The organism is Psychrobacter sp. PG1, assembly GCF_014897815.1.
Classification (GTDB): Bacteria; Pseudomonadota; Gammaproteobacteria; order Pseudomonadales; family Moraxellaceae; genus Psychrobacter.
In genome coordinates this window covers 124,270-148,529 of the sequence record NZ_JABUZG010000038.1, presented here as the reverse complement: position 1 = coordinate 148,529, position 24,260 = coordinate 124,270, and the positions used below count along the sequence as shown (strand labels likewise).

20 protein-coding genes are annotated in these 24,260 nt (G+C 43.6%); 12 read left to right on the top strand and 8 right to left on the bottom strand.

Translation table 11 applies throughout. The annotated features are described in order from the left end of the window. Window positions 1-73: 73 nt before the first annotated feature. Window positions 74-1,255 carry an acyl-CoA dehydrogenase family protein gene (locus INT03_RS02670; RefSeq protein WP_193007457.1) on the bottom strand — a complete coding sequence of 394 codons (1,182 nt, stop codon included), beginning with the start codon at window positions 1,253-1,255 and terminating at the stop codon, window positions 74-76. A 368-nt stretch (window positions 1,256-1,623) separates the two neighbouring features. After that, window positions 1,624-2,271, bottom strand: coding sequence for a maleylacetoacetate isomerase (gene maiA, locus INT03_RS02665; protein ID WP_226950172.1), 648 nt, complete (start codon window positions 2,269-2,271; stop codon window positions 1,624-1,626). Window positions 2,272-2,412: 141 nt separating this feature from the next. On the opposite strand from maiA, the gene INT03_RS02660 reads away from it, so the two are divergent. Further along, window positions 2,413-3,300: an IclR family transcriptional regulator gene (locus tag INT03_RS02660; protein WP_226950156.1), complete on the top strand. Its 888-nt coding sequence runs from the start codon at window positions 2,413-2,415 to the stop codon at window positions 3,298-3,300. A 95-nt stretch (window positions 3,301-3,395) separates the two neighbouring features. On the opposite strand, the gene INT03_RS02655 is transcribed toward INT03_RS02660, so the two are convergent. From INT03_RS02655 to INT03_RS02635, 5 genes are all read right to left on the bottom strand, one after another. Continuing rightward, window positions 3,396-4,448 (bottom strand): TRAP transporter substrate-binding protein, encoded by a 1,053-nt coding sequence (locus INT03_RS02655; protein WP_193007455.1) that lies wholly within the window; start codon window positions 4,446-4,448, stop codon window positions 3,396-3,398. A 146-nt stretch (window positions 4,449-4,594) separates the two neighbouring features. Continuing rightward, entirely contained in the window at window positions 4,595-5,170 is a 576-nt protein-coding gene (locus INT03_RS02650; protein WP_193007454.1) for a VOC family protein, read from the bottom strand. A 134-nt stretch (window positions 5,171-5,304) separates the two neighbouring features. Beyond that, window positions 5,305-6,606, bottom strand: a complete 1,302-nt coding sequence (gene fahA, locus INT03_RS02645; RefSeq protein WP_226950157.1) for a fumarylacetoacetase — start codon at window positions 6,604-6,606, stop codon at window positions 5,305-5,307. Between the two features lie 253 nt (window positions 6,607-6,859). Continuing rightward, window positions 6,860-8,056, bottom strand: coding sequence for an aromatic amino acid transaminase (locus INT03_RS02640; RefSeq protein WP_193007453.1), 1,197 nt, complete (start codon window positions 8,054-8,056; stop codon window positions 6,860-6,862). A 165-nt stretch (window positions 8,057-8,221) separates the two neighbouring features. Then, window positions 8,222-9,151, bottom strand: a complete 930-nt coding sequence (locus tag INT03_RS02635; protein ID WP_193007452.1) for a LysR family transcriptional regulator — start codon at window positions 9,149-9,151, stop codon at window positions 8,222-8,224. A 145-nt stretch (window positions 9,152-9,296) separates the two neighbouring features. On the opposite strand from INT03_RS02635, the gene hppD reads away from it, so the two are divergent. The 7 genes from hppD to fhuB all read left to right on the top strand — a co-directional run bounded on the left by hppD (window position 9,297) and on the right by fhuB (window position 18,218). Further along, the gene (gene hppD, locus INT03_RS02630) at window positions 9,297-10,397 is read left to right on the top strand and encodes a 4-hydroxyphenylpyruvate dioxygenase (RefSeq protein WP_045447873.1); all 1,101 of its coding nucleotides are present in this window, start codon (window positions 9,297-9,299) and stop codon (window positions 10,395-10,397) included. Window positions 10,398-10,597: 200 nt separating this feature from the next. Beyond that, a complete protein-coding gene (gene phhA / locus INT03_RS02625; protein ID WP_226950158.1) occupies window positions 10,598-11,554 on the top strand; it encodes a phenylalanine 4-monooxygenase in 957 nt (318 codons plus the stop codon). A gap of 126 nt (window positions 11,555-11,680) precedes the next feature. Then, window positions 11,681-12,022, top strand: coding sequence for a 4a-hydroxytetrahydrobiopterin dehydratase (locus tag INT03_RS02620; protein WP_193007451.1), 342 nt, complete (start codon window positions 11,681-11,683; stop codon window positions 12,020-12,022). A 92-nt stretch (window positions 12,023-12,114) separates the two neighbouring features. Next, window positions 12,115-13,503, top strand: coding sequence for a Na+/H+ antiporter NhaC (nhaC, locus tag INT03_RS02615; RefSeq protein WP_055124079.1), 1,389 nt, complete (start codon window positions 12,115-12,117; stop codon window positions 13,501-13,503). Window positions 13,504-14,127: 624 nt separating this feature from the next. Then, window positions 14,128-14,892: an ABC transporter ATP-binding protein gene (locus INT03_RS02610; protein WP_060492203.1), complete on the top strand. Its 765-nt coding sequence runs from the start codon at window positions 14,128-14,130 to the stop codon at window positions 14,890-14,892. Window positions 14,893-15,045: 153 nt separating this feature from the next. Further along, window positions 15,046-16,053 carry an ABC transporter substrate-binding protein gene (locus INT03_RS02605; protein WP_193007450.1) on the top strand — a complete coding sequence of 336 codons (1,008 nt, stop codon included), beginning with the start codon at window positions 15,046-15,048 and terminating at the stop codon, window positions 16,051-16,053. Then, window positions 16,050-18,218 (top strand): Fe(3+)-hydroxamate ABC transporter permease FhuB, encoded by a 2,169-nt coding sequence (gene fhuB, locus INT03_RS02600; protein ID WP_226950159.1) that lies wholly within the window; start codon window positions 16,050-16,052, stop codon window positions 18,216-18,218. The genes INT03_RS02605 and fhuB overlap by 4 nt, the downstream gene beginning before the upstream one ends. A 154-nt stretch (window positions 18,219-18,372) precedes the next feature. Here fhuB and INT03_RS02595 read toward each other — a convergent pair whose 3' ends face one another. After that, the gene (locus INT03_RS02595) at window positions 18,373-18,723 is read right to left on the bottom strand and encodes a DUF3817 domain-containing protein (RefSeq protein WP_296293574.1); all 351 of its coding nucleotides are present in this window, start codon (window positions 18,721-18,723) and stop codon (window positions 18,373-18,375) included. Between the two features lie 186 nt (window positions 18,724-18,909). Here INT03_RS02595 and INT03_RS02590 point away from each other — a divergent pair, with 186 nt between their 5' ends. From INT03_RS02590 to INT03_RS02575, 4 genes are all read left to right on the top strand, one after another. Further along, a complete protein-coding gene (locus INT03_RS02590; protein ID WP_193007449.1) occupies window positions 18,910-19,560 on the top strand; it encodes a glutathione S-transferase in 651 nt (216 codons plus the stop codon). A gap of 467 nt (window positions 19,561-20,027) precedes the next feature. Further along, window positions 20,028-20,453: a hypothetical protein gene (locus INT03_RS02585; protein ID WP_193007448.1), complete on the top strand. Its 426-nt coding sequence runs from the start codon at window positions 20,028-20,030 to the stop codon at window positions 20,451-20,453. 579 nt (window positions 20,454-21,032) lie between these two features. Continuing rightward, window positions 21,033-22,568 (top strand): phospholipase D family protein, encoded by a 1,536-nt coding sequence (locus INT03_RS02580; protein ID WP_226950160.1) that lies wholly within the window; start codon window positions 21,033-21,035, stop codon window positions 22,566-22,568. A 314-nt stretch (window positions 22,569-22,882) separates the two neighbouring features. Beyond that, window positions 22,883-24,025 carry a M14-type cytosolic carboxypeptidase gene (locus INT03_RS02575; protein WP_193007447.1) on the top strand — a complete coding sequence of 381 codons (1,143 nt, stop codon included), beginning with the start codon at window positions 22,883-22,885 and terminating at the stop codon, window positions 24,023-24,025. Window positions 24,026-24,260 lie beyond the last annotated feature (235 nt).

The window sequence follows — 24,260 nt, the reverse complement described above, 5'->3', positions numbered from 1 at the left end:
TTCTTTGGCTCAATAGCCAAGCGATAAAAAGCCCTCATTCTATGAGGGCTTACTTATTTTTATAAAAGCAATTCTATACTCTGAACATGGCTGCATTTGGGGTCAATCCGACATAAGCCATGCCAGCTTGCTCCATCCAATGTGGCTGCACGATACCATGTTGTAAAATAGCATGAATGTCTCGATGCGCTCTTTCTATTCTATGTTTTTTATATAGCGAGACCGTACCAGCGACCGCATAAATCTCCGATACCATGCCTCTGGCTTCTCTCGCTGCCTCACAGGCTGCTGCCCACACATCAGCCAGCTGTGTATCGGTAAAGGCATTCTGTTGCTGTGCTTCGTTCCATAATACCTCGACACTATTGTGTAATTGTGCGCGCCTAGATGCTAATAGCGTTTTGCTCCTAGCGATAGTCGCTTGTACTGCTGCACGATCACGCAAATCTGGGCTTTTGCCGGGCGTTACTTTCTCAAGGCAAATTTGGATTAACTCATCTGTCGCTGCTTTTAAGACACCCAGTGCTATTGCTGCACAGCCAGCGGCATTAATACAGCCGATTGGTAGGCGGCTATACGTATTATCGATGGCGACAGGGCTATCAAAATCGACCGCATAACGCTCCTGCACAAACGCGTCTTTGATAACGACGTCATGACTGCCTGTACCATTTAGTCCACCAACATGCCAAGTATCAATCACTTCCACATCTTCTTTTGGAATAAAGAACAACTTTAAATTTGCACCCGGTCCAAGGGTAGTAGGCGAGCCTTCGGATATTACCAAGCAGCGCAGCACAAACCAGTCTGCCAACTCACAACCTGATACTAATGTCCATTGACCTGAGACCGTATATCCTTCAGCGGTTTGTTTAGCAATCCCTTCAGGGCGTGCTGAGTTGGCATAGACATGAGAGGGGTCACTATATATCTCCTTCATGCTAGGCTCGTCTAAAAACCGTCCAAATGTGCAGGCCAAATGATTGTTCCAAACGATCCAAGCAACTGAGGCTTCAGCACTGGCTAGCGTCTCATAAACCTTTAACGTTTCCACAGGATTGCCTTGCCATCCTCCCAACGATTTTGGCAGTCCCATCTTAAATAGCGACAACTCTGACAGTTTTTTGACCACTGTCGGTGCAATTTTTCTACAGGTTTCTGTTTCTTCTCTAGCCGATAGGGCTAAATCATAAATATCTTGAGCGGCATGGGATGGTAGAGCGTCTTTGTTATTTGATAAAGGTGTATAACTCATAATATCCAACCTTATTTTAATGAATAAAACAGTATGTTTATCTAAAATCAATTCTAAATTTGAGATATAACAACGCCTATACCAAGAATAGCCAACAGTTGACTGCTATACAACCAATAATTTGAATATATGGAATATTATATTGAGATAAAAAGTGGAAGTGATGATTCGATGAAATATTGAATGCTGTATTTGGCTTAAGAGTATCGATGCTTTGTCTATTTTCAGGCAGTCATTCGTTTTGATTGCTTTGTCTGAGCCCTGAGCCCAGAAATTATAAGGGCGTTTCGTTATTAAATTCTCTAATCATTTAATTTTCTAGTCATTTAATAGTAAAACACCCTTACTGAAAGCACCCTTTTGATTATTTATTGAGACTTGGGCGCATCAGGTTGCATGCTAGGATCAGCGTCGGCAAATGCTTTGAGCGTACGGCAATGCGTGTCAATTTCGACGATATTGGGATAAGCACTTAAATCCACGTTAAAACGTCGCGCCGAAGAGACCTGAGGAATCAAATAGCAATCTGCAAAAGTAGGGCTCTCACCGTAGCAAAATTTTCCACGGCTTTTGTCTTTTGCTAGTATTTTCTCTAACGCCGCAAAGCCCTCACTCATCCAACGGTTGCACCACGCCATGACTTTTTCTTCGTCTACCGCCAGCTCATTGCGTAGATATTGTAAGATACGGCGATTATTAATAGGATGAGTATCACAACCAATCATAGCGCTAATGGCACGTACTTGCATACGTCCAGCCGCGTCTTTAGGCAATAGCGGGTTTTCAGAATGAACCTCTTCTAACCATTCTAAAATGGCTGGGCTTTGATATAGTAATAAATCATCAGTCTGTAAAACAGGCACCAATCCTTGTGGATTGAGTGATTTAAACGTATCTGCTAACTGCTCATCTTTTGCTAAATTGACCGAAATATAGTCATAATCTAAGCCTTTGAGATTCATCGCGATACGAGTACGATACGAGGTGCTGCTGCGAAAGTAGCCATAAAGTATCATCATTGTGAATTCCTTTTATTATGGTAGGTTGTGAATGAGATAAGCGGTTATAATTAGTGATACCAAAGGTATCTTATACAATTAAAAAACTCTTATGACGTTACCTCTTCATTTCAGTTTTTATGAATATATTAGATTAATATGCCAAGTAAATTACTCATTGAGCAAAATATGCCAGCAGCTGAAAACCCTTTAGAAAATCCCGTGACAACCAATAAAAGTCAAAGTGGCGTCCAGTCACTGGAGATTGGATTGTCGGTATTAGACGTTCTTATTGATCATAACGAGCCGATGATGCTAAAAGATATTGCGCAAGTGATGCAAATGCATCCAGCAAAGTGTCACCGCTATTTGGTCAGTCTCATTCGTAAAAACTATGCGCGTAAGCTTGATGATGGTCGCTACGGGCTAGGCGATAGGGTTAACACATTGGCAGCATTGGGGCACTCTGGATTTAGTCAAAACAATATTTTAGAGCGGCTGACGCACATCGCTAATGAAATCAAAGACACCCTGAATTGCGGTGTACAGATTGCCAAATGGTTTAGCGAAGGTCCTATTATTATTCAGTCCGTTGAACCAGATAGCCCGATTAGTATTATCACTCGTATCGGTTCACGTATGCCGCTGACGACATCGGCGACGGGGCAATTATTTGCCAGTTATCAGCCAGATGCCGTCATTCAGCCATTGGTTACAGCTGAATGGCAGACAGACAATGAAGCAATAATCACAGAAAAATGGCAGAATTTCAGTCACTTGCAAGCCAAGATTCGTACCCAAGGCTATGCGACAGTTACTGGTGATATGCTCATGGGGATTAATGCCATTACCATTCCTGTCATAGTGCCGCAGTTTGCTAATAGCGCTGTTAATCTATCTGCTGTTAGTGGCAAAACTGCTAGCAAAGGACTACCATTAGAATACGCCATCACTATCATCGGAACGACAGAGCAATTGCCCATGAGTGAGCAACACAACGTGGTTGAGCAAATACTAGTAATCGCGCAGCGTTATCAAATTGCGTAGCTGGTGTTTTTATTATATAAGTTTTGATCATATAAATTGACCGGCTATCGCGTAAACGGGTTATTGTCCGAATATCGTTTAATGATATTCACCCTTTAGACCATACAGGCGCTACTTGCTGCTTTTGCTTTTTCGTATACATTATTAGCATCTAGACCAGTGGCATTGACTTCATCTAGATAGTGCTGCGAGCCTTCCATTAATGGCCCCTTCCAGTCTGGGTCATTGAGTGGGTCAGGAATATCGATCATGATATCGCCTTTTTCTTTAGCGGCAGCCATTGCTTTGGCGTTACTGACGTCAAATACTTTGGAGACACGTACTGCCATCTCCGCCCCTGAATTATTATCAATTACTTTCTTGAGATCATCAGGCAAATTGTCGTATTTCTCTTTATTCATACTGATAACAAAAGTAGAGTTATAAAAAGGAATGTTGGTGTGCGTATTGATTAACTCATCAAGACGAAATGCTTGAATGGGCTGCCAAGTAAAGCTAAGTCCGTCAATGACACCGCGTTGAAGGGAAGTATAAGTATCACTGGCAGGCATGCCAACGGGCGCAGCGCCCGTCGCTTCGATAATGTGACTGGCAACCGCAGAAGGTTGGCGAATACGCAAACCTTTCATATCAGCTGGCGTGCGAATAGGCTTATCTACGGTATGCAGCGCACCTTGTCCAGTGCCTATCAGCGCTAGCAGGTGAGTATCTTCGTACTCATTTTTAATGACACCATCATCATACAGTTTATGAAGTATGCAGCTCTGCTGCTGTGCAGTATTGGTGATACCTGGCAGCTCTACAATTTGAGTTAAAGGAAATCGCCCTGCTGTATATCCTTGCGCTTGCATACCAATATCAACAATACCTTTCGCGGTAGCATCATAGGTAGCGCCCGGTTTGCTAAGAGTAGCCGAAGGGTAGATCTCAATCTTTAAGCGGCCTTTTGATTCTTCTTCAATTTTCTTTGCCCATGGCTGCAATGCTTCGGTGTTTATGTTGTCATTGGCAGTCATAAAGTGTGAGAATCTTAGAGTAGTCGCATCGCCTGTATCTACATCAGCGTTTATTGCTGGGTCGTTATTAGAGCAACCAGTCATTGCGATCGAGGTCGCTAAGAGTATTCCTAAAGGGGTTTTTATTTTCATCATTGAATCCTTTCATGATGGTTGGATATTGTTCGCTACCTAGGACGTATCATCAATTAGTATATTGATGCATTTAGTGGTCTTAAAATGATGGTACGCCCTAATTAGTCATATAAAAAGAGATAGCGAACACAATAACAGGTCAATCACTCACCTGCAGGCGCGACTTCTCGTGCTTGCGCCAGTTCCTCTGCATGTAAAAACTGAGTATGAGCGGGTGCACGCTTGGTACGCGACCATTCTTCTAACATCTCATACTTCATCTCTTCCGTAATCATCGAGACCTTTTCTTCTGAGGTAATATCATCGTAGGTGAGCTCCATACGATGGCCATTAGGATCAAAGAAATAGATAGAATGGAAGATACCATGATTGGTCACGCCGACCACGTCAATACCATTTGCTTCTAAATGCTTTTTTGCGGCCATTAAGGCATCACGGTCTTTTACTTTCATGGCTAAGTGTTGTACCCAGTTTGGCGTATTGGGGTCAAAGCCCATTTCCGGTTGATTGGGCACTTCAAAAAACGCCAAGACATTGCCATTGCCCGCATCTAAAAACACATGCATATAAGGGTCAAAGGCTTTGGTCGAAGGTACATGGTCTTCAGCAAATGCTAAAATGAAATCCATATTGAGATATTTTTTATACCATTCAACGGTTTCTTTAGCATCCTTGCAGCGATAGGCCACATGATGGATTTTTTCAATTTTAAAACTCATATCAAACTCCTTTTGATAAAGCGTGCTACTTAATAAGCTGTCAAACCTGTATTAAACTAAATGGTGATAGTTGTCCGACAGCCTAAGTAATTTTTTTACGCCTGTTTTATTTGTAAGTGCTTTATATGCTAGAACTATTTGTCAAAATCGAATGTGAGCGCAGGCAAGACCTTACCGCGTACTTCACCAAAGCCAATACGAATGCCGTCTTTTTCGCTATAGCCCTTCATAATCACGGTATCACCATCTTCGATAAAGCTGCGTGTCTCGCCGCCTTTTAAAGTGACAGGTTTGGTCGCATTCCAAGCAATCTCTAACATCGAGCCATAAGAATCTGGCGTCGGTCCTGAAATCGTCCCTGAGCCCATCATATCGCCGACTTCTACTTTACAACCCGTGATGGTGTGGTGGGTTAGCTGCTGCGCCATTGACCAATACATATATTTAAAGTTGGTCTCACAAACCACCGTTGCTTCGTCTGCATTTTCAGGCAATAACTCGACTGATAAAGTGATATCAAAGCTGCTATCAGAGGCTTTTTCATTGAGATAAGCCAGTGGTTTTGGCTCTTGCGTTGGGCATGAGGTTTTAAAGGGTGCTAAAGCATCCATAGTCACAATCCAAGGCGATACTTCAGAAGCAAAGGTTTTGGCATTAAAGGGACCTAAAGGTACGTATTCCCATTTTTGGATATCACGGGCTGACCAATCATTAAGTAGTACCATGCCAAAAATATGATCCGCGGCTTCATCGACTGCAATTGGTTGACCGATATTATTGCCTTTACCGACGACAAAGGCGGTTTCAAGTTCAAAATCTAGACGCTTACAAGGCGAGAAAATAGGACGGTCATCAGCATTGGGTTTTAGCTGACCCGATGGGCGTATCACATCGGTGCCACTAACGATAACGGTGCTGGCGCGTCCGTTATAACCGACTGGCATTTCAGTCCAGTTAGGCAGTAGGGCGTTATTTGGGTCGCGGAACATAGTGCCAACGTTGGTCGCATGCTCTTTAGAAGAATAAAAGTCGGTAAAACCGGGCACTTGCACGGGCAGATGCATGGTGACGTCTGCTTGCTTAAACAGGGCTTTTTGCTGCAAGTCTGCATTGTCGCGCAAGGTATCATTATCAGCAGACAATAGCGTTTGAATGGTGGTGCGAGCCTTGGTCCAGTTTTCGCGACCAGAATCAATAAAGGCGTTTAGGGTTGGTTGATCAAAGTACGGACCGTCAGCCAAACTTAATAACCCTTCTGCTTCGAGTACTGACAAGTCTAATACCTGCTCACCGATAGCAACGCCAGCGCGACGGTTGTTATTACCAGTAGCGTCTTTGGTTTCACTAAAAATACCATAAGGTAGGTTATGAATGGAGAAGTCAGAATCAGCGGCGATATCGATAAAGGATGTGAGGGTGTTGTCAATCGTTGACATAGGTTGCTCCTTGCTAAAGCATATAATGAATTACGTTATAATTAACTACTTACGCATAATGTAATTTATCAAAGTGGAGATTGCAAGGGTTTTTGTGCAGTGTTTTCTTAAAATAGACGTGATACTAGGGACGTTGATGTTCTTTGGTAAAACAAATAGGAAAAATGTAGGACATAAAAAAAGGCTGAGCACTCGCTCAACCTTCTTATGAATCTCTATTACTGACTACCGCACCGTTTTAATGCGTGCTCACTCAGTCTTTTAAGACGTCTGCCATGGCATTGGCAACATAGTCGATGTTGCTGGTGTTCAGTCCAGCCACACACATACGTGAGTTGGAAACCATGTAAATGCCAAACTCGCTTTGTAAGCGTTCGACTTGCTCAGGCGTTAGACCAGTAAAGCTAAACATACCGTTTTGACGGGTAATATAGTCAAAGTTGCGGTTCGGGATTTTGGCTTCTAATACTGATTTTAGCTGTAAACGCATGGCTTTGATACGGTCGCGCATCGCATAAACTTCGCCAACCCATTGCTTGTGTAGTGCTTCGTCGTTCATAACGATATCGACCACACGACCACCATGTGATGGCGGGCTTGAGTAAATACGGCGTACGGTAGCATTTAGCTGACCGAAGACGCGCTCTGTCTCGTCAACCGTTGGACAAACAACTGATAGACCGCCAACACGCTCACCATATAGCGATAAGTTTTTAGAGAATGAGTTGCTGACAAACAATGGCAAGCCCATATCGACAGCTTTACGAATCGCATAAGCATCGCTGTCCATGTCTTCGCCAAAGCCTTGGTAGGCAATATCCATAAATGGAATCAGTTCGCGCGCTTGAATGACGTTCAGCACGGTATCCCATTGCTCACGGGTCAAATCTAGACCTGTTGGATTGTGGCAACAAGGATGCAGCAAGATCACATCATTTTTGTTCAACGTCTCAAAAAACGCAATCATTTCATCGAATTTGATGCTGCTGTTGGCTTTGTCGTAGTACGGGTATTTACCCACTTCGACATCAGAGCCTTCAAAAATGGCAATGTGGTTGCCCCATGTTGGATCACTCACATAGCATTTAGATTGTGGGAACCATTCATGGATGAACTCAGCGCCAACTTTTAACGCGCCAGAACCGCCGATCGTAGCGATAGTAGCGACCAAACCGTCTTTTAAAATCTGTGCGTCTTTACCGAACAGTAATTCCTGACAGCCTTTACGATGTCCTGATAAGCCTGCCATCGGCAGATATGGACGCGGCGCAATAGGATCGGCAATGCGTTCTTCGGCTGTTTTTACACAGTCAAGTACAGGCAATACACCATTTTCATCATAATAAATACCAATGCCTAAATTGACCTTTTTAGGATTGTTATCTGCTGTATATTTTTCCATCAGCCCTAAAATTGGATCACCAGCGTAATAGTCGATACGTTCAAACATGTTGTTTCCTTATGAAATATAAATCAAGCCGCCAAAAATCATAGAGCAAATTGACGGTTAACTCAATATGAGATTCAATTATCTTGCATAATTAATAAAATAGTTGGTTAAAGCCATTGTGTTTAAAGGCTTTTTAAGCACCGATCATGTCTGTGTCAGCGATACTTAAGTATGCTGTAAGTCATTAAAATGACTGGAAAAATAGCTCTGCAAGAAGTCTTTGAAAGCAATGGTAGCAGGCGATAACGCACGAGAAGAACGCTGATAGATAAAAAACTGCCGCATTTTAACGGGTTGTGCCAGCGGCCTCATTTGTAAGCCATTGGCGCTAACCCAGTCGATGACTTCGGGCATGTAGGGCAAACATAAGGTAATGCCGAAGCCTTGACGGGTCATCTCAAGCGCGGTGGACATAAAATTGACCTTGTAACGTGCCTGTTGGATATGGCTAGCGATCTGGTCATCCAACTCGGCTGTCACTTGTTCAATGAAAGGGCCTTGCAGCGTGATGAGCGGAATGTCTAATAAATCCTGCCACGTTATTTCATGTTTTTGTGCCAGCGCATGGTTGTCAGGCATCACCACACAAAATGGTAGCTGATATAACAAATCAGCATTGATGTCGTCCTCAGCCTCCATAAATCCAAGCTCAGTACCGACACCCAAATCTACTTCAATGTCCTGAATATGTCTGAGTAAGTTTTCTGCCGAACAATCTAATAACGATACGCCAATCTCGGGGTATTGTTTGGAAAACTGGGCGATGACCGCTGGCATAGAGGAGGCTGCAAACTGCGAGACAGCAAGCCGTACTTGACCCTGTGCCAAGCTTGTTAAACTGCTCGCCTCATTTTCAAACAGCTGCATCTCATTCAAGATACGCCGTGCTTGCGGCAATAAATGCCGTCCTACTACCGACAAAGACAGCTGGCGGGTAGTACGGTCGAACAGCACAATACCGAGGCTGGACTCTAGCTCTTTAATCAAGCCGCTAACGGCAGATTGGGTCAAATGCATCTGATCGCTGGCACGGGTAAAACTGCCATTGTCAGCGACTTGGATAAAAGCGGTTAATTGGCGAATGCTGATATTCATAAGTAAACCTGATAAATAAATTATAAAAAACAATTAGTCTTATAAATAAACCTAATCTAATATAAATACATCGTCAATAAGAATTATTGATTGAAGACATTTTTTATCGCATTTTTACCACCAATTGAAATTAAGGATGATTACAATGGCAGATTTATTTGACAACCCAATGAGCCTGAATGGGTTTGATTTTGTTGAATTCGCCTCACCTCAACCAGATGCGGTCGACGCATTGTTCAAACAGCTTGGCTTTGCCCATGTCGCTAACCATCGCTCAAAAGATGTAGCGCTATACCGTCAAGGTGACATCAATCTTATTCTAAATCGTGAACCAAAAAGCGAAGCCAGCTATTTCGTTGAAGAGCATGGTGCTGGTGCTTGTAGCATGGGTTTTCGTGTGCAGAATTCCAAAAAAGCTTATGAGCGTGCCATCGAAATGGGCGCGCAGCCAGTAGACGTACCCACTGGTGTGATGGAGCTGCGCTTGCCTGCTATTAAGGGTATCGGTGGCTCACTGATTTACCTAATCGATCGTTATAAAGATGGTGAGTCTATTTATGACGTCGATTTCGAGTTTTTTGCTGATGTAGACCGTCGTCCTGTCGGGCATGGTTTTAAAGTCATCGACCATTTAACCCATAACGTCTACCGTGGTCGTATGGCCTATTGGGCAAACTTTTATGAGCGCATCTTTAATTTCCGCGAAATCCGCTTTTTTGACATCAAAGGTGAATATACGGGTTTGACCAGTAAAGCCATGACAGCGCCTGATGGCAAAATCCGTATTCCATTGAACGAAGAGTCAAAGCAGGGCGGCGGTCAAATTGAAGAATACTTGATGCACTTCAACGGTGAAGGTATTCAGCACATTGCTTTAGCCAGCGATGATTTGTTTGCCAGCATTGATAAATTAAAAGCAGCGGGTATCCCGCTCATGACTGCTCCAACCGCGACTTACTATGAAATGCTGAGTGAGCGTCTACCAAATCATGGCGAAAATGTCTCTGAGCTACAGATGCGCGGTATCTTGTTAGATGGCACCACTGAAGGCGGAACACCGCGTCTGCTGCTACAAATTTTCTCTGAAACTATCTTAGGTAGCCCTGTCTTCTTCGAGTTTATCCAGCGTAAAGGTGATTACGAAGATGGCTTTGGTGAAGGTAATTTCAAAGCCCTATTTGAATCCATCGAGCGCGATCAAGTCCGTCGTGGCACGGTTGGTCAGCCAGAAACTGAAACACCGTAAGCGCCTCTACATTTAGGGAAAAATCCATAAAATAAACGGGCAGGGCAAAAGGAGTTTGTCTTGTCCCTAATAACCACTGCGCTCTGTAATGCCGTGTGTTCAATGCGATGACTGAGCTATGGTTCAGTCATGATTGAAAACGAATAGCAAAAATTCAGAGTGCCATTTAGAGTGCCAATGGCAATAAAAGGAATACAGGCATGGAACGCCTACCACATACGAATTCTGTTAATAAAGCTATCGGTGCCAACAGCGTTGCTTGCAAAACGCTAGGCACTGATGCTGCCAGTCACGATGATTCTGCTCATAAAAAGCAGGATTCTATGCCTAAGAAACAACCTTACGTGTCGCATCAGCCAGATAGCCATGGTCATATTCACTATAGTGATGATGAAAATGGTATGTGGCAGGCATTGCTTGAGCGTCAAGCCGAGCAAATACCCAACCGTGCCTGCTCAGCTTATCTAGATGGTTTAAAAAAACTGAATTTGCCCGCTACGCGTATTCCGCAGCTGCAAGATATTGATGCAGTATTGCAAGCCACCACTGGCTGGCAAACTGCCGCTGTCCCTGCATTAATCAGTTTTGGTAAGTTTTTTAACTTGCTTGCCAATAAATCCTTTCCGGTGGCAACTTTTATCCGTCGATTTGATGATATGGACTATATCGAAGAGCCTGATATTTTTCATGAAATCGTTGGACATTGTCCGCTTTTGACCCATCCTGCCTTTGCGACGTTCAATGAAACTTATGGCAAGTTGGGTCTTAATGCCACTAAAGAAGAACGGTGGTTTTTGGCACGGCTCTATTGGTTTACCATCGAGTTTGGTTTGGTTGGAAAGACACAAGATAACCGTAGAATCTATGGCGGCGGCATCTTAAGCTCACCGTCTGAGACAGTTTATGCGCTCAATGCTGATTCTGAGCAGCAAGCCGAACCTCAACATCAACCGCAAAATCAACCAGAGCACCGAGCGTTTGACTTGCTTGATGTGTTACGTACCCCTTATCGTATCGATCATATCCAGCCGATTTATTATGTCATTGATGATTTGGATACATTATTTGATATCGTCAATAGCGATATCATGGGAATGGTCAAACAAGCCATGTCACTAGGATTGTTCGAGCCTAGTTATGCAGTAAAAAACGCCTAATGCATGGTTAAGACAAACGGCATCATTTGAATGATGTAGCCGTAAATGACAGCGTCAACATGGACGTAACTGTATTAAACATAACAGTATTAAAAAAATGAATAGTTAACATAAAAGGACATTATAATGACGACATTATCACAAGCCAGCTGTGAGGCCTGCCGCATTGGCGCGCCAACGGTCAGCGACATCGAAGCACAAGAGCTATTACATCAAATTCCAGATTGGTCATTGATCGAGGTTGATGGCATTAAGCAATTACAACGTCAATATAAATTCAAAAACTTCGTCAAGGCGATGGAGTTTGCCAATCAATTAGCAGACATCGCCGAAGCAGAAGGGCATCATCCTGGCATACTGGTAGAGTGGGGCAAGGTGACGGTTACGTGGTGGTCACACAGCATTAAAGGTCTGCATCGCAATGATTTTGTCATGGCAGCTAAGACCGATAGTCTGTTGGATCAATAATGAGGGTAGCAATCGCTATTGCAACTCATTAAACTTGTCCGACTCAAAGCCAACCCTAACGCCAGATTTGACTGGCAAGCTAAGGATGTGTGATGCCTCCAAAAATATTAACCCAAATTTCACCTCAACTGGCATTTATGATTTCTGCCATTGTCATCGCTATTATGGGTGTTACCATGATAGGTTTTGGCTGGGTACCGCATTTATCATTGATACTCGCTATTTGTGTCTTGCTGGGCATTGGTCTGTTTAAAGGCTTGACCTTTGATGACATGCAAGCGCAAATGGCATCGGGTGTCATGCGTGGTATCGGTGCGATCTATCTATTCTTCTTTATTGGTTTGATGGTCGCCGCTTTAATGATGTCTGGTGCTATTCCAACGCTGATGTATTTTGGTTTTCAGTTGATATCGCCAGAGTATTATTACATTTCAGCCTTTGTATTGACCTCCATTATTGGTATTGCCTTGGGCAGTAGTTTGACCACCGCGGCGACATTGGGCGTGGCTTTTATTGGTATGAGTAATGCCTTTGATGCCAACGTGGCGATTGCGGCTGGTGCTGTGGTTTCAGGGGCGTTTTTCGGTGATAAAATGTCGCCGTTATCAGACACCTGTACCATTGCTTCATCGGTGGTGGGTATTGATTTGTTTGAGCATATTCGCAATATGATGTATACCACGGTACCAGCGTGGATACTCACGGTCATTATTTTTTGGTTTTTTTCTGGGCAGACTGCAGGCTCTGACTTGAGTCAAGTAACCGTATTGCAAGGTCAGTTAATTGAAAGTGGTTTGGTACATGGTTATGCGGTATTGCCATTTGTGGTACTGGTTGGGTTGGCGGTTTTTCGTGTCAATGCCATTTATACGATTATCTGTACCATTGTGGCAGCATTGATTATTACTTATTTGCACAGCTCGCCGAGCTTTGGACAATTAGGCGGCTATTTATTTGCAGGCTATGCACCCGCTGAATCGTTAGAGCTGGGTGAAGTCGGTGGTATGCTATCGCGCGGCGGTGTGCAGAGTATGTTCTTCACTCAAGCGATTGTGATATTGGCACTCAGTCTTGGTGGCTTGCTCACAGCATTGGGTATTTTGCCAGCACTGTTATCAGGGATTAAAGACACATTGACTACATCAGGACGCGCCATATTTGCCGCTGCCATGTCTGCTCTGAGTATTAACGTGCTTATTGGCGAGCAGTATTTGAGTATTTTATTATCTGGTACTGCCTTTCGTCCAACGTTTGAGCGTTTGAATTTACATCCTAAGAATCTGTCTCGTACCATTGAAGATGCAGGTACGGTCATCAATCCTCTAGTGCCTTGGAGTGTGTGCGGCGTGTTTATCAGCCAAGCATTAGGCGTGCCCGTGCTTGATTATCTGCCTTATGCGTTCTTCTGTTATTTATCGCTGTTACTAACGATATTGTTTGGCTTTACGGGAATTACCATCAGCCGACTCAAGAGTCAGTGACCTAAAAAACTTTTGTCTCTAAATTCTGCATTAAAACGCTAGGGCTTGTGTCTTCTAAGACAACATAACAAGCCCTAGTTTTTATTTATACCCTTGCAATTATCTAAGACAAGCTGATGGATGTGGAGCACGATATACCAGATTTGCAGCTCGCTAAGTTGAGTAGTAGGTGCTGTATGTGGGATTAAAAACGTTTGTTCAAGAGATTGAGCAGACGTTTTTTTGTGTCTTTTAATAATACTTGTACAGCCATCGCTTCGGCATAGATAGCCGTTACTGACGTTGGTACTAGATAGCTCTTTGGTGGTTAAAGAAATAAAAAACACTAAAAAACCAATCAGCTTATCTCAACTCATCGAAGTGTTCTTCATTGATATGAGTAATGGTTTGTGCGAGTTCAAAAATGATAAAGGTGATAAAGAATAATGCTTGTATTTAAGGGTTGCGTGTCACAGATAAAAGAAAATCGGTCGTATATATACTTACAAGCAACAGCGAGCGGGAACAAAAAGAATAATATTTTAAGTTAATGATAATTGTTTTTATTATCGTTTACGAGTAAAATCGGTTTTTATTGGCTGTCCAATATAAATACAACGATTTAAATTAATGATGAGTACAGATATGTTACGTGCAAACCAATTGACCATCAGTCGCCAAGGTAATACCTTACTAGACAATGTAAGCTGTGAGATTGATAGCAACCAATTGGTCGCTTTGGTTGGACATAATGGTTCAGGAAAATCGACTTTAATCAAAGCGCTGGCAGGCGAGATGATAAGTAATGGCGGTAGTATCAGCTTGGATGAGCGCCGTATCAGTGATTACAGTAGCAAAGCGCTGGCGCGACAAATGGCATATTTGCCACAGCAACTACCAGAAGCCGCTGGGTTTTCAGTACGTGAGCTGGTCATGTTAGGACGTTATCCGCATCAAAAATGGCTGCAAAAGCCCAACCAAATAGACAAAGATAAAGTAATAGAAGCCATGCGCATCACCCAAACAGAGGCGTTCGCTGACCGCATTACGGCCACGCTTTCAGGTGGCGAGCGCGCTCGCGTTTGGCTTGCTATGTGTCTGGCACAAGACACCAGATATTTATTACTTGATGAGCCATTAGCCGCGCTTGATATGCACTATCAGCTTGAAGTTATCCAGCTTATACGTCGTTTGGTGGATGAGCAGGGCTTGAGTGTGGTTATTATTTTGCATGATATTAATTTGGCCGCGCAGTATGCCGATCGAGTTATCGCCTTAAAAAACGGTCGTATTTGCCATAACGGTGATATCGGCAGCACCATGCAACCGACAGTATTGCACAAGATTTTTAACGTCGATATGCAGCTGCTTAGTCATCCTATAACGGGGCAGCCAGTCGCCGTTGCTTAGTATAGGGCATATCATCAATCTGAACGAAAATGAATAAGTAGGCTAAAAAGGGTTAAATTTTTATAACCATTTTTAAAATGAGGGCATGCCCTAGTATTTGCCTCATCTTTTTCATTTCTTATTTTCTCTTATTCGCGCAAAAGATAGGCCGCTATGTTTCCTGCTCTTTATAAAGCTCTGTTCTCTTTAATAGCCATAAAATCTTTCATAAAACCTTCCATAAAAGCTGGCTCAAATCTCAATATCAGTAAATATAAGTGGTTGCCGCTTATAGCAAGCTTAACACTGACCGCCTGTCACCAACCAATAACGGCGCAAAAAGATGCTCAAGTGGGCAATGCAGATAACGCTGACATCAATATAGTCTCACCTGATTGGGGCAATGCGGCAACCTTGACCGCCATGGGTTACCCCCCGATAGCGACGGGTGATGTGAGGGTGTGGGACAGATGGGTAGGTACGCCTGAATTGCCAGCCTCAATCATTGATTTGGGTATTCGCTATCAGCCTAATGCGGAATTGGTTGCCCAATTGCCTGTCGATTTGGTCGTCGATAACTTTTTTTATGAGCATGCCCGCAATCTCTATGGAGATGTGCCCTCTGAGTCAGTCATGTTCGCCGCTAAAGGTGATACTGCAACTTGGGCAGATTATACTGAGCCAACTCGTCAGTTGGGACAGCTAATTGATGAACCAGCCTTGGCTGAAAGCTATATTAAAAAAAGTCAGACAGATATCAAACTGGCAAGTGAGCGTCTGCATCAGCGCTATCCAAAAGTAAAGAGATTTGCCGTTGTGCAGTTTGCTGATGCCAATAACATGCGTATGTATGTCAAAAATAGTTTGTTTCAGCCCGTGCTAAGTCAGATGGGCAAAGGGCTTGATGTATTAGGCAAAGGCAATCAATGGGGGTTTGTCCCCATTCGAATGGGCGACTTGGCTCAATTGGATAATGAGACCTGCCTATTAATCATCGACCCTTTAAGCCCGATAACCCGAGCTGAGATTAAAGACAGTTTGGTTTGGCAGCGTCTAGGCTATGGCGATGAGCGCTGCGTGGGTGAGCTGCCACCCATATGGATTTATGGTGGCATGTCGTCACTGGTCGGCTTGGCAAATAATTTATCAATAGTGACATTAAAAGGTGGGGCAGCATCATGACTATTAATACTGCCGCACAGACTCATCACTCTCATACCAATAATACTACTGATTATGTCAAACCTATGACTTCACTTGCAGCGTCTCAGTCGCCCACATTGAAAACACCATCAGAGCAACACTCCAAGCTCATGCAAAAACCTCCCAATCCAGCACCAAAATTACCTCGGAAATCACCTTCGGTATTTGCAGATACATGGCGCATCTGGGCAGTAATGATTATCCTTGTGGTGTTGTCAGTATGGAGCACGTGGGCATTAATCGCTCAGGAGTGGACACGCCCAATCAGTGATTTGTTTATTCCAAGCTCGCAATTGGATATTAACAGTCTTGCGACGCAGCTGCATATAGTGGCGACCAGCATAGTGGCGCTATTGGCAGGTGGTCTGCTTGGGGTTGTCAGTATTTTGCTACAGCAGCTGGTCAAAAACCCATTAGCGTCAGACACCACATTGGGCATCGGCGTTGGTGCACAATTGGCCATGCTCATTGTGACCTTGTTTTTGCCAAGCTTAGCGATTTATGGCGGACTTTATGTGGCCTTTGTCGGCGCGCTGATTAGCATGGGACTGGTCTTTGTATTGTCAGCACCCAGTCGTTTTAATCCGCTCATTTTAATATTGGCAGGCTTGGTGGTAAACATTCTACTTGCCGCCGTTGCCAATGTTTTGGTGTTGTTTTTTGCTGAACGTAGTAATGGCATGCTGTCGTGGGCGGCGGGATTTTTGGCACAGAATAGCTGGCATACCAGTACGATGCTAGCGATAACGGCCGTCGTGATGGCGGTTGTCTGTCTACCCTTGTTAAAACCATTAACCTTGATGAGTCTCGATGACTCACAAGCCAAGCGCTTGGGCGTGCCGATTAACGGTATCCGTGCATTGGTGGTGCTTATTGTGGCAGTTGTTACCGCTTTGGTGGTTAGCGAAGTTGGTCTAATCGGTTTTATCGGTCTTGGCGCTGCCAGTCTGGTCAATGCGCTGGGAGTTGCTTCTATTAGCAAACGTCTGCTTGCAGCCTTTGTCTTAGGGGCGCTGCTTTTATGGCTGACTAGCAATGTTGCTTTATTACTCGAACCCATACTAAATATGCAAATTCCAGCAGGGGCGATGACGGGTATTCTTGGTGCACCACTGATTATTTGGCTGATTTTGCGTCAGCGCCGTGAGCGGATAGAAACAGTAACCCCGATGCTAACGGGCAAGCATGCACCTGTGGCATGGTGGCGCTGGGGTATTGGCGTGGTAATGATAATCATACTTGCCTGTCTTTTTGTCCAAGACGTCAGTGGCTGGGGACTAAGTGCCGATTGGGCGATCACCCAGCAGTATCGGCTACCGCGCAGTTTGAGCGCTGCGGCAACAGGTCTGATGTTGGCCATCGCTGGTGTGTTATTGCAAACACTCACCCGCAACCCGATGGCAAGTCCAGAAGTGTTGGGTGTGAGCTCGGGCGCGGCGCTTGGGGTTATCTTAGGGTTTTTACTGCTACCAAGCTTAGGGCTATCTGCCGGAGCTGGTACTTTATTAATCTCAGGATTATCAGGAGCGATGGCTGTGTTATTGCTGGTTATTTGGCTGGCACGTAAGGTAAGTTCTGGCTATCTATTACTGGTCGGTATCGGTATTGCCGCGATGATGGATGGGGTGATGCACATGGTCAAGCTGTCTGGCGATCCACGCCTAGAAGCGATGCTTAGCTGGCTATCGGGAACGACTTATAGCGCTCAGCCTAGCACCGTGTGGTATCTTATCGGCATTGCCCTCATTTTATTTGCCCTCAGCTTACTGCTTATCAAACCCTTAAGAGTGCTTGGTTTGGGTACAGGGGTCGCTCGTAATTTAGGGGTGGCAGTGACACCAGTGACACTCGCGTTATTGGTGTTGGTGGCGGCGCTAAGTACTGCCAGTACGCTTGCGGTTGGGCCATTGAGTTTCATTGGTCTAATGGTGCCACATTTGGCGACGTCACTCGGTGCGGTAAGGCTTGAGCGCCAATTGCCATTAGCGGCTTTGTTAGGCGCAGGGGTGATGATAATAGCAGACTGGATTGGGCGTTATATCATTTTCCCTTATGAGCTGCCTGCGGGTACGATTGCGGCTATCATTGGCGGTGCGTACTTTTTATGGCTGATTCGTAAAGTGCCAGTCGCAGTAAGTGGATAGTTTTTGTGGGAAATTAATGACTGACGAATAACTATAATCAGCCATCATGATCAGTCATTAATACATACCATCTAGCGCTTAAATAGCGCTATATCTTAAAATCACCAATGTTCGTCATATTCAGTAAGTCATTTGACATTACTTTGAAGGGATTTTAAGCTTTTTTATTCAAGCTCTTTTTTAATAAATGATCGAATATAAACGGACCAAGGGGCAAAAAGGATCCGAGTACCCCTGCTGGCATCGCCCAAAGCGGCATTTTGATTTTGGTGGTGGCTATCAACAGCATTAAAATATACGCGATGAACAATCCGCCATGAGTCATCCCTATGTAGGTGACCGCTTCTGCAATACCCATCATGTACTTTAGCGGCATGGCGATGCAAAGTAGTAATAAGAAGGACGTACCTTCTAAATAACCCATGATCGTAAGAATCTTTAATACAGAGTTCTGATCTTTTGTGAGATGAGGTGTTTCTGTGATAGTTGTCTGAGCCTGCGACACTATATCTTCCTTTTGTTTATAATAAATAAGGTAAAGGTTTTTCAATGCCGCTATGATACTGGCTTTGTTCAATGCTTTGAAGTATTAATTTTACCAACCCTTAATAGAGATCAGTAACGAAACTAAATGACTCTTGATGTCAGTGACTCTAAGGCTACCGATCTCGTTTTAACTGTGAAAAAATATATGACTGCTTACTCCCTTTCTTGTCTTTACTCTTTTCGTCGCTGTCCTTATGCCATGCGCGCGCGTCTTGGTCTGTTGTTTGCCGAGTTGCCAGTAGAGCTACGGGAGATCACCTTAAAAAACAAACCTGCCAAAATGCTAGCGATTAGCCCAAAAGGCACCGTGCCAGTTTTACAGCTCGCTGATGGTGTTGTGATTGAAGAGAGTCGGGAAATAATGGAGTGGGCGCTTGAACAGCAAGATCCACAAGAGCTGTTGAACATTAAGACTTTGCATCAAGGTAATACGTTAATTGAGCAAAACGATCAGGAGTTTAAGCATTGGCTAGATCGCTATAAATATGCTGACCGTCATCTTGAAATGACCCAAACAGAATATCGGCAAAAAGGTGAAGCATTTCTACAGATTTTAGAAGCACTGCTTACTAAAAATACTTATTTGCTAGGAGACAGTGTGACCATTGCCGATATCGGTATTATGCCATTTGTCCGCCAATTTGCTCATGTAGATCGCGACGTTTTTTACAGTTTGCCTTATCCTAAACTGCAAATATGGCTAAAAAACTGGCTAGCGCATCCATTATTTATACAAGCCATGACCAAGTTTCAACCTTGGCAAGATGGCGATGAGCCAGTGATTTTCCCTTCTTAGTAAAAGTAGCTCATTCATTTCTTTGTAAATATTTCATCAATCTATTTTAGATATGTCTAGCAAGAATCCACGCGTCATTAAACAATTCCTAATAGTGAGGGAGTTGTTTACCCTCATCATTTTGATAGACCTCAACAGTACTATTCTCAAAATAAATATCAATCTATGGCGGTTTGATAGCCGCTTTTCATAACCTTTGTATTAAAAGGGTTGAATGCCTATTGTGTACACTTGTACTCTTAGGTTAAAATGAACATAAGTGTATCATTATATAAATGTTCTTGAGTGACCTCTATTACGAATTGATTGTCATGGTTGTGAAAGTAACTTTTATACGAGTGTGAATATAAGAGTGCGCAAACAACGAATCCACTTGCTAATTATAGTGACGCCGATGGCTTTGCTTTTTATATGCGATAACCACTTAATTCATCCCTAATCCCAACATTTACGAAGGACTGTTTGAAATGTTAAAAAGTGCCATTAAAGAGACTGACTTAGAAAAAATCGACATCATGTTAGTAAAAAATATTTTAGAGGTTGGTATTCAAGATGATTATGCTGACAAGATAGCGGCTGATTATATCGAGACGTTAGCCCGCGCAAAAAGTGATAAAAACAGTCTCTTATATAAATCATCTAAGGTAAAAGAGTGCTATAGACAGTCGGATCTGCATAAATCTATCAACCGTATTATTTATAAGATCGAGCCTTTAAGGGTTGCTATTATGCGTGAAAGTCTAGCATTGCAGCAGGCAGTGGCTGAAGGCAATAAAGAGATAGCTGATGAGATTATTAAGGTTGTCGTTAGAATGAAGCTAGAAAAAAGTAAGCTTGAGAAAAATCTTAGCGCACTTATGGGTAACGTAAAAAAGCTTCAGCTCGCTAGCTAATAAATTAGGGCGTGTTGAACATTGGCAACGTCATCTAAGAAAGCTAAAAACCCTTTATACTATTTTTCGCATAGTATAAAGGGTTTTTAGCTTTCTAACTTGCGACTTATTCATATGAGATATCATATGAAATAGCTGTATTGTAAGTATTACAAGAATTAGGTGTTTTCTACCTAATGAGTCATAGAGCACATTAATATTAAAATAACGCTTGGCGCTGTAGCCAAATATTCGGCGCGATCAACATGCGTGACCAGCATTGAACCTATTGAATTTGTGATAGGGATACAATGATTAGCAATTAATATATGATTTGTTGAAAAACCAATGCAAGTCAAGATACTACTTGAGCGTAGTCAAGCTAACGAAGATGTAGTATTGATAGCCCATGCTAAAACCAACTAAAAATACCTTAATATTTAATATTATGGATATGCTTTTCTACAATAGTTGGCTATAGGGTGACATCAAGCCAGCAACAGCGCAGACTAAGATAAATACATTGATGTTTTTAGAGGCGGCTTACGTGATTCAAGCTCATGTGTGGCACCACTCTAATATGGAATAGGGAATTTCAACATGTTCATGAAAACGTTAGTCTCCATGGTTGCTCTTTCTGGGATTACCATTCTTATGGCGCGATTTGCTTTTACACTTCCGGAAATTGAAGGGCGAATCGATACAACAGTGTTGCCAAAAGCGATGAATGGCCCGTTGGCTGACGCCTTGATTGAGCTTGAAGCTGTACATAAGGGGCGCACTGGAATTGCGCAGCTACAAAATGGCGCCGACGCGTTTGCTGCACGAATACTTCTCACAGACGTGGCTATATCGAGCATAGATGCTCAATACTATATTTGGCGCGCTGATTTGACGGGTACGCTGTTGCTCGATGCTTTGGTTAGAGCTGCTGATCGAGGTGTGCGGGTGCGTCTTTTGCTCGATGACAATGGTACAACTGGGCTTGATAACGAGATAGCGGCGCTTGTCGCACATCCGAATGTTGAGGTAAGGCTATATAATCCATTCAACCTTAGAATATTTAAGATGTTGTCTTACGCGTTTGATTTCTTCCGATTGAATCGACGCATGCACAATAAATCTTTTACTGTGGATGGTCGTGCCACAATACTTGGTGGTCGAAACGTAGGCGATGAGTATTTCGGAACGGGTTCAACGCCGCTGTTTGTTGATCTTGATGTGCTGGCAGTCGGCGCGATCGTTTCGACCGTCGCCGCTGATTTCGATCGTTACTGGGCAGCCCCATCGGTGCATCCAGCAGGTTCAATCGTTGGGCTACACAAAGACACCGACCCGATTTCTAAACGATTGGCTGGTTTTAAGAATGACCTGCAAATGTGTGAGTATAGAAGCATTCTGGATCACTCAAAAATCGTAGCAGCTCTTGCTGCAGGAGAGCTGAACTTAGAATGGACCACAGCCATTTTGGTGAGTGACGACCCAATAAAAGGTCAGGGAGCCGTTCCGCGTGAAGAGTTATTAGCGACACGCTTGACGGAAGCTGTAGGCGAAATCCAGACACGGTTCGACGGAGTTTCGGCTTATTTTGTCCCCGGTGCTGCTGGTGTCAAAGCTTTTGCAACGCTTGCGGCGCGTGGTGTCAAAGTACAAATATTGACTAATTCGATGGAAGCAACGGATGTGCTGCTGGTTCATGCAGGGTATGCTAAACGCCGCAAGGCTATGCTTGAAAGTGGCGTCAGCCTTTTTGAGCTACGTAGCCAAGCTGCGTCTGGTGCACCCGCTGACCATCTAGGACCGTTCAGATCGTCAAAAGCCAGTCTTCACGCGAAAACCTTTGCGGTAGATGGAAAGCGCATTTTTATTGGCTCGTTCAATTTTGACCCCCGTTCGACTGCGCTCAATACCGAAATGGGTTTAATGATCAACAGTGAACAGATGGCACAAAAACTGCACAAAGCATTTGACGAGGGCATGGTTGGCGTTACTTGGCGGGTAGAGCAGCGTAATGGAAGGCTCGTCTGGATCGATTCCTATACTGGATCGATGAGCGTCTCGGAGCCTGGACAAAGTGCCCTGCTTAACATTATATTGACAGTAGTAGGGTGGCTACCAGTTGAATGGCTTTTGTAGCTATAGAGAATAGTACTATATATGATGAACAGTGCTATATAGGATTATGAGCTATAATATCCAATATCTGACACATTCATTCAGTAATGTGATAAATATAAAAAATTGGCTAATGCTATGCCTGTCATAGTGCTTGGAATGTTTTTACGTTATTTTAATTAAAAAAAGCAGCGGTGCTACAATTATTAATAATTATTTTTACTATTTTTTAAGATGATTTGTTAGCCTCTCTATCCTGCTTGTTTTTAATCGTTTATGCTGAGGTACTTTACAAATACTCACTAAGATATCTAAAAAATAATTAAGGAAAATTTATGCATATCACTGCTAATTTCGATGCTGGTAATATTGAGGTTATTAATTTAGAAGATAAAAAAAATATCCAATTGGCTATTCGTCCGGACGTCGGTGGCGAGTTTTTTCAGTGGTTTAATTTTCGCCTGACAGGTCAAGTTGGCGAGCAATATGTGCTCAATATTATGAATGCAGGGGGTGCGGCATTTCCTGCAGGGTGGGAGAATTACCAAGCGGTGGCGTCGTACGATCGCGACTATTGGTTTCGTCTGCCCACCTCTTATAAAGACGGCAAACTAACCATAACGGCAGAGTTGGAATGTGAAACTATTCAAATTGCTTTTTTTGCCCCTTACAGTGATGAGCGTCATCAAGATTTATTAGCAGCGGTGCAAATGCATCCATTAGTGACGTTAGAGCATTTGGGAGAAACCCTTGATAAGCGCGATTTAACCTTAGTCAAAATTAGTGATGGCGCTAGCAATAACGATGCGCCTAAACGCAATATTTGGATTACGGCACGTCAACATCCTGGTGAAACGATGGCTGAGTGGTTGGTCGATGGACTACTGCATAGCCTGTTAGATGGTGATAATGCCACGGGTAAATTATTATTAGATAAAGCTAACTTTTACATCGTGCCCAATATGAACCCAGATGGCAGCGTGCGCGGTCATCTGCGTACTAATGCAGTCGGGACTAACCTAAACCGTGCTTGGTCAAATCCAAGTTTGGAAACCAGCCCAGAAGTCTTTCATGTCATTAATAAAATGGAAGAGACGGGTGTTGACCTGTTTTATGATGTACACGGTGATGAAGAAATACCTTTTGTATTCCTTGCTGGCTCTCAGGGTACGCCAAATTATAGCGACCGCCTCGCGCGTCTACGCGATAGATTCTCAGAAGTGTTAAAGCTCGCCAGTGCTGACTTTCAGACGGAAGAAGGCTATGACGTAGATGCACCGGGTAAAGCGAACATGACGCTTGCGACTCACTGGGTTGCCGAACGTTTTGACTGCCTTGCCAATACCTTGGAGATGCCATTTATAGATAACAATAATGTCCCCGATGCCGATACGGGTTGGTCACCAGAGCGCTCTATGAAATTAGGGGAAGCCTCATTAGTGGCTATGTTGGCGGTCGTGGATGATTTACGTGAGTGAATCATTTAGGTGGATTGTTTGGGTTATGAAATCAGTCCATCCACTCAAGGGTTACTTGTTCAACACTCTCTATGCCATTCCAAATTTCCTTAGATACGCCATCAGGTTGATCTGCTGCCAGACCTTGCGAGTGCCATAACGGCACTTGCAATCCTACCGGACGCGCTCACTCTTACCGATATAACAATCGTTATGCTAACTGTGCTGTGAGCGTTTGGGTAGGCGAATCTTACTC

Bases quoted from the DNA above. Each gene is read 5' to 3' on its own strand.
- INT03_RS02670 (WP_193007457.1), bottom strand. From the start codon at position 1,255: ATGAGTTATACACCTTTATCAAATAACAAAGACGCTCTACCATCCCAT.
- INT03_RS02605 (WP_193007450.1), top strand. From the start codon at position 15,046: ATGTTTCCTGCTCTTTATAAAGCTCTGTTCTCTTTAATAGCCATAAAA.
- hppD (WP_045447873.1), top strand. From the start codon at position 9,297: ATGGCAGATTTATTTGACAACCCAATGAGCCTGAATGGGTTTGATTTT.
- INT03_RS02610 (WP_060492203.1), top strand. From the start codon at position 14,128: ATGTTACGTGCAAACCAATTGACCATCAGTCGCCAAGGTAATACCTTA.
- INT03_RS02590 (WP_193007449.1), top strand. From the start codon at position 18,910: ATGACTGCTTACTCCCTTTCTTGTCTTTACTCTTTTCGTCGCTGTCCT.
- nhaC (WP_055124079.1), top strand. From the start codon at position 12,115: ATGCCTCCAAAAATATTAACCCAAATTTCACCTCAACTGGCATTTATG.
- fahA (WP_226950157.1), bottom strand. From the start codon at position 6,606: ATGTCAACGATTGACAACACCCTCACATCCTTTATCGATATCGCCGCT.
- INT03_RS02580 (WP_226950160.1), top strand. From the start codon at position 21,033: ATGTTCATGAAAACGTTAGTCTCCATGGTTGCTCTTTCTGGGATTACC.
- INT03_RS02650 (WP_193007454.1), bottom strand. From the start codon at position 5,170: ATGAGTTTTAAAATTGAAAAAATCCATCATGTGGCCTATCGCTGCAAG.
- maiA (WP_226950172.1), bottom strand. From the start codon at position 2,271: ATGATACTTTATGGCTACTTTCGCAGCAGCACCTCGTATCGTACTCGT.
- fhuB (WP_226950159.1), top strand. From the start codon at position 16,050: ATGACTATTAATACTGCCGCACAGACTCATCACTCTCATACCAATAAT.
- INT03_RS02660 (WP_226950156.1), top strand. From the start codon at position 2,413: ATGCCAAGTAAATTACTCATTGAGCAAAATATGCCAGCAGCTGAAAAC.
- INT03_RS02635 (WP_193007452.1), bottom strand. From the start codon at position 9,151: ATGAATATCAGCATTCGCCAATTAACCGCTTTTATCCAAGTCGCTGAC.
- INT03_RS02585 (WP_193007448.1), top strand. From the start codon at position 20,028: ATGTTAAAAAGTGCCATTAAAGAGACTGACTTAGAAAAAATCGACATC.
- phhA (WP_226950158.1), top strand. From the start codon at position 10,598: ATGGAACGCCTACCACATACGAATTCTGTTAATAAAGCTATCGGTGCC.
- INT03_RS02620 (WP_193007451.1), top strand. From the start codon at position 11,681: ATGACGACATTATCACAAGCCAGCTGTGAGGCCTGCCGCATTGGCGCG.
- INT03_RS02575 (WP_193007447.1), top strand. From the start codon at position 22,883: ATGCATATCACTGCTAATTTCGATGCTGGTAATATTGAGGTTATTAAT.
- INT03_RS02655 (WP_193007455.1), bottom strand. From the start codon at position 4,448: ATGAAAATAAAAACCCCTTTAGGAATACTCTTAGCGACCTCGATCGCA.
- INT03_RS02640 (WP_193007453.1), bottom strand. From the start codon at position 8,056: ATGTTTGAACGTATCGACTATTACGCTGGTGATCCAATTTTAGGGCTG.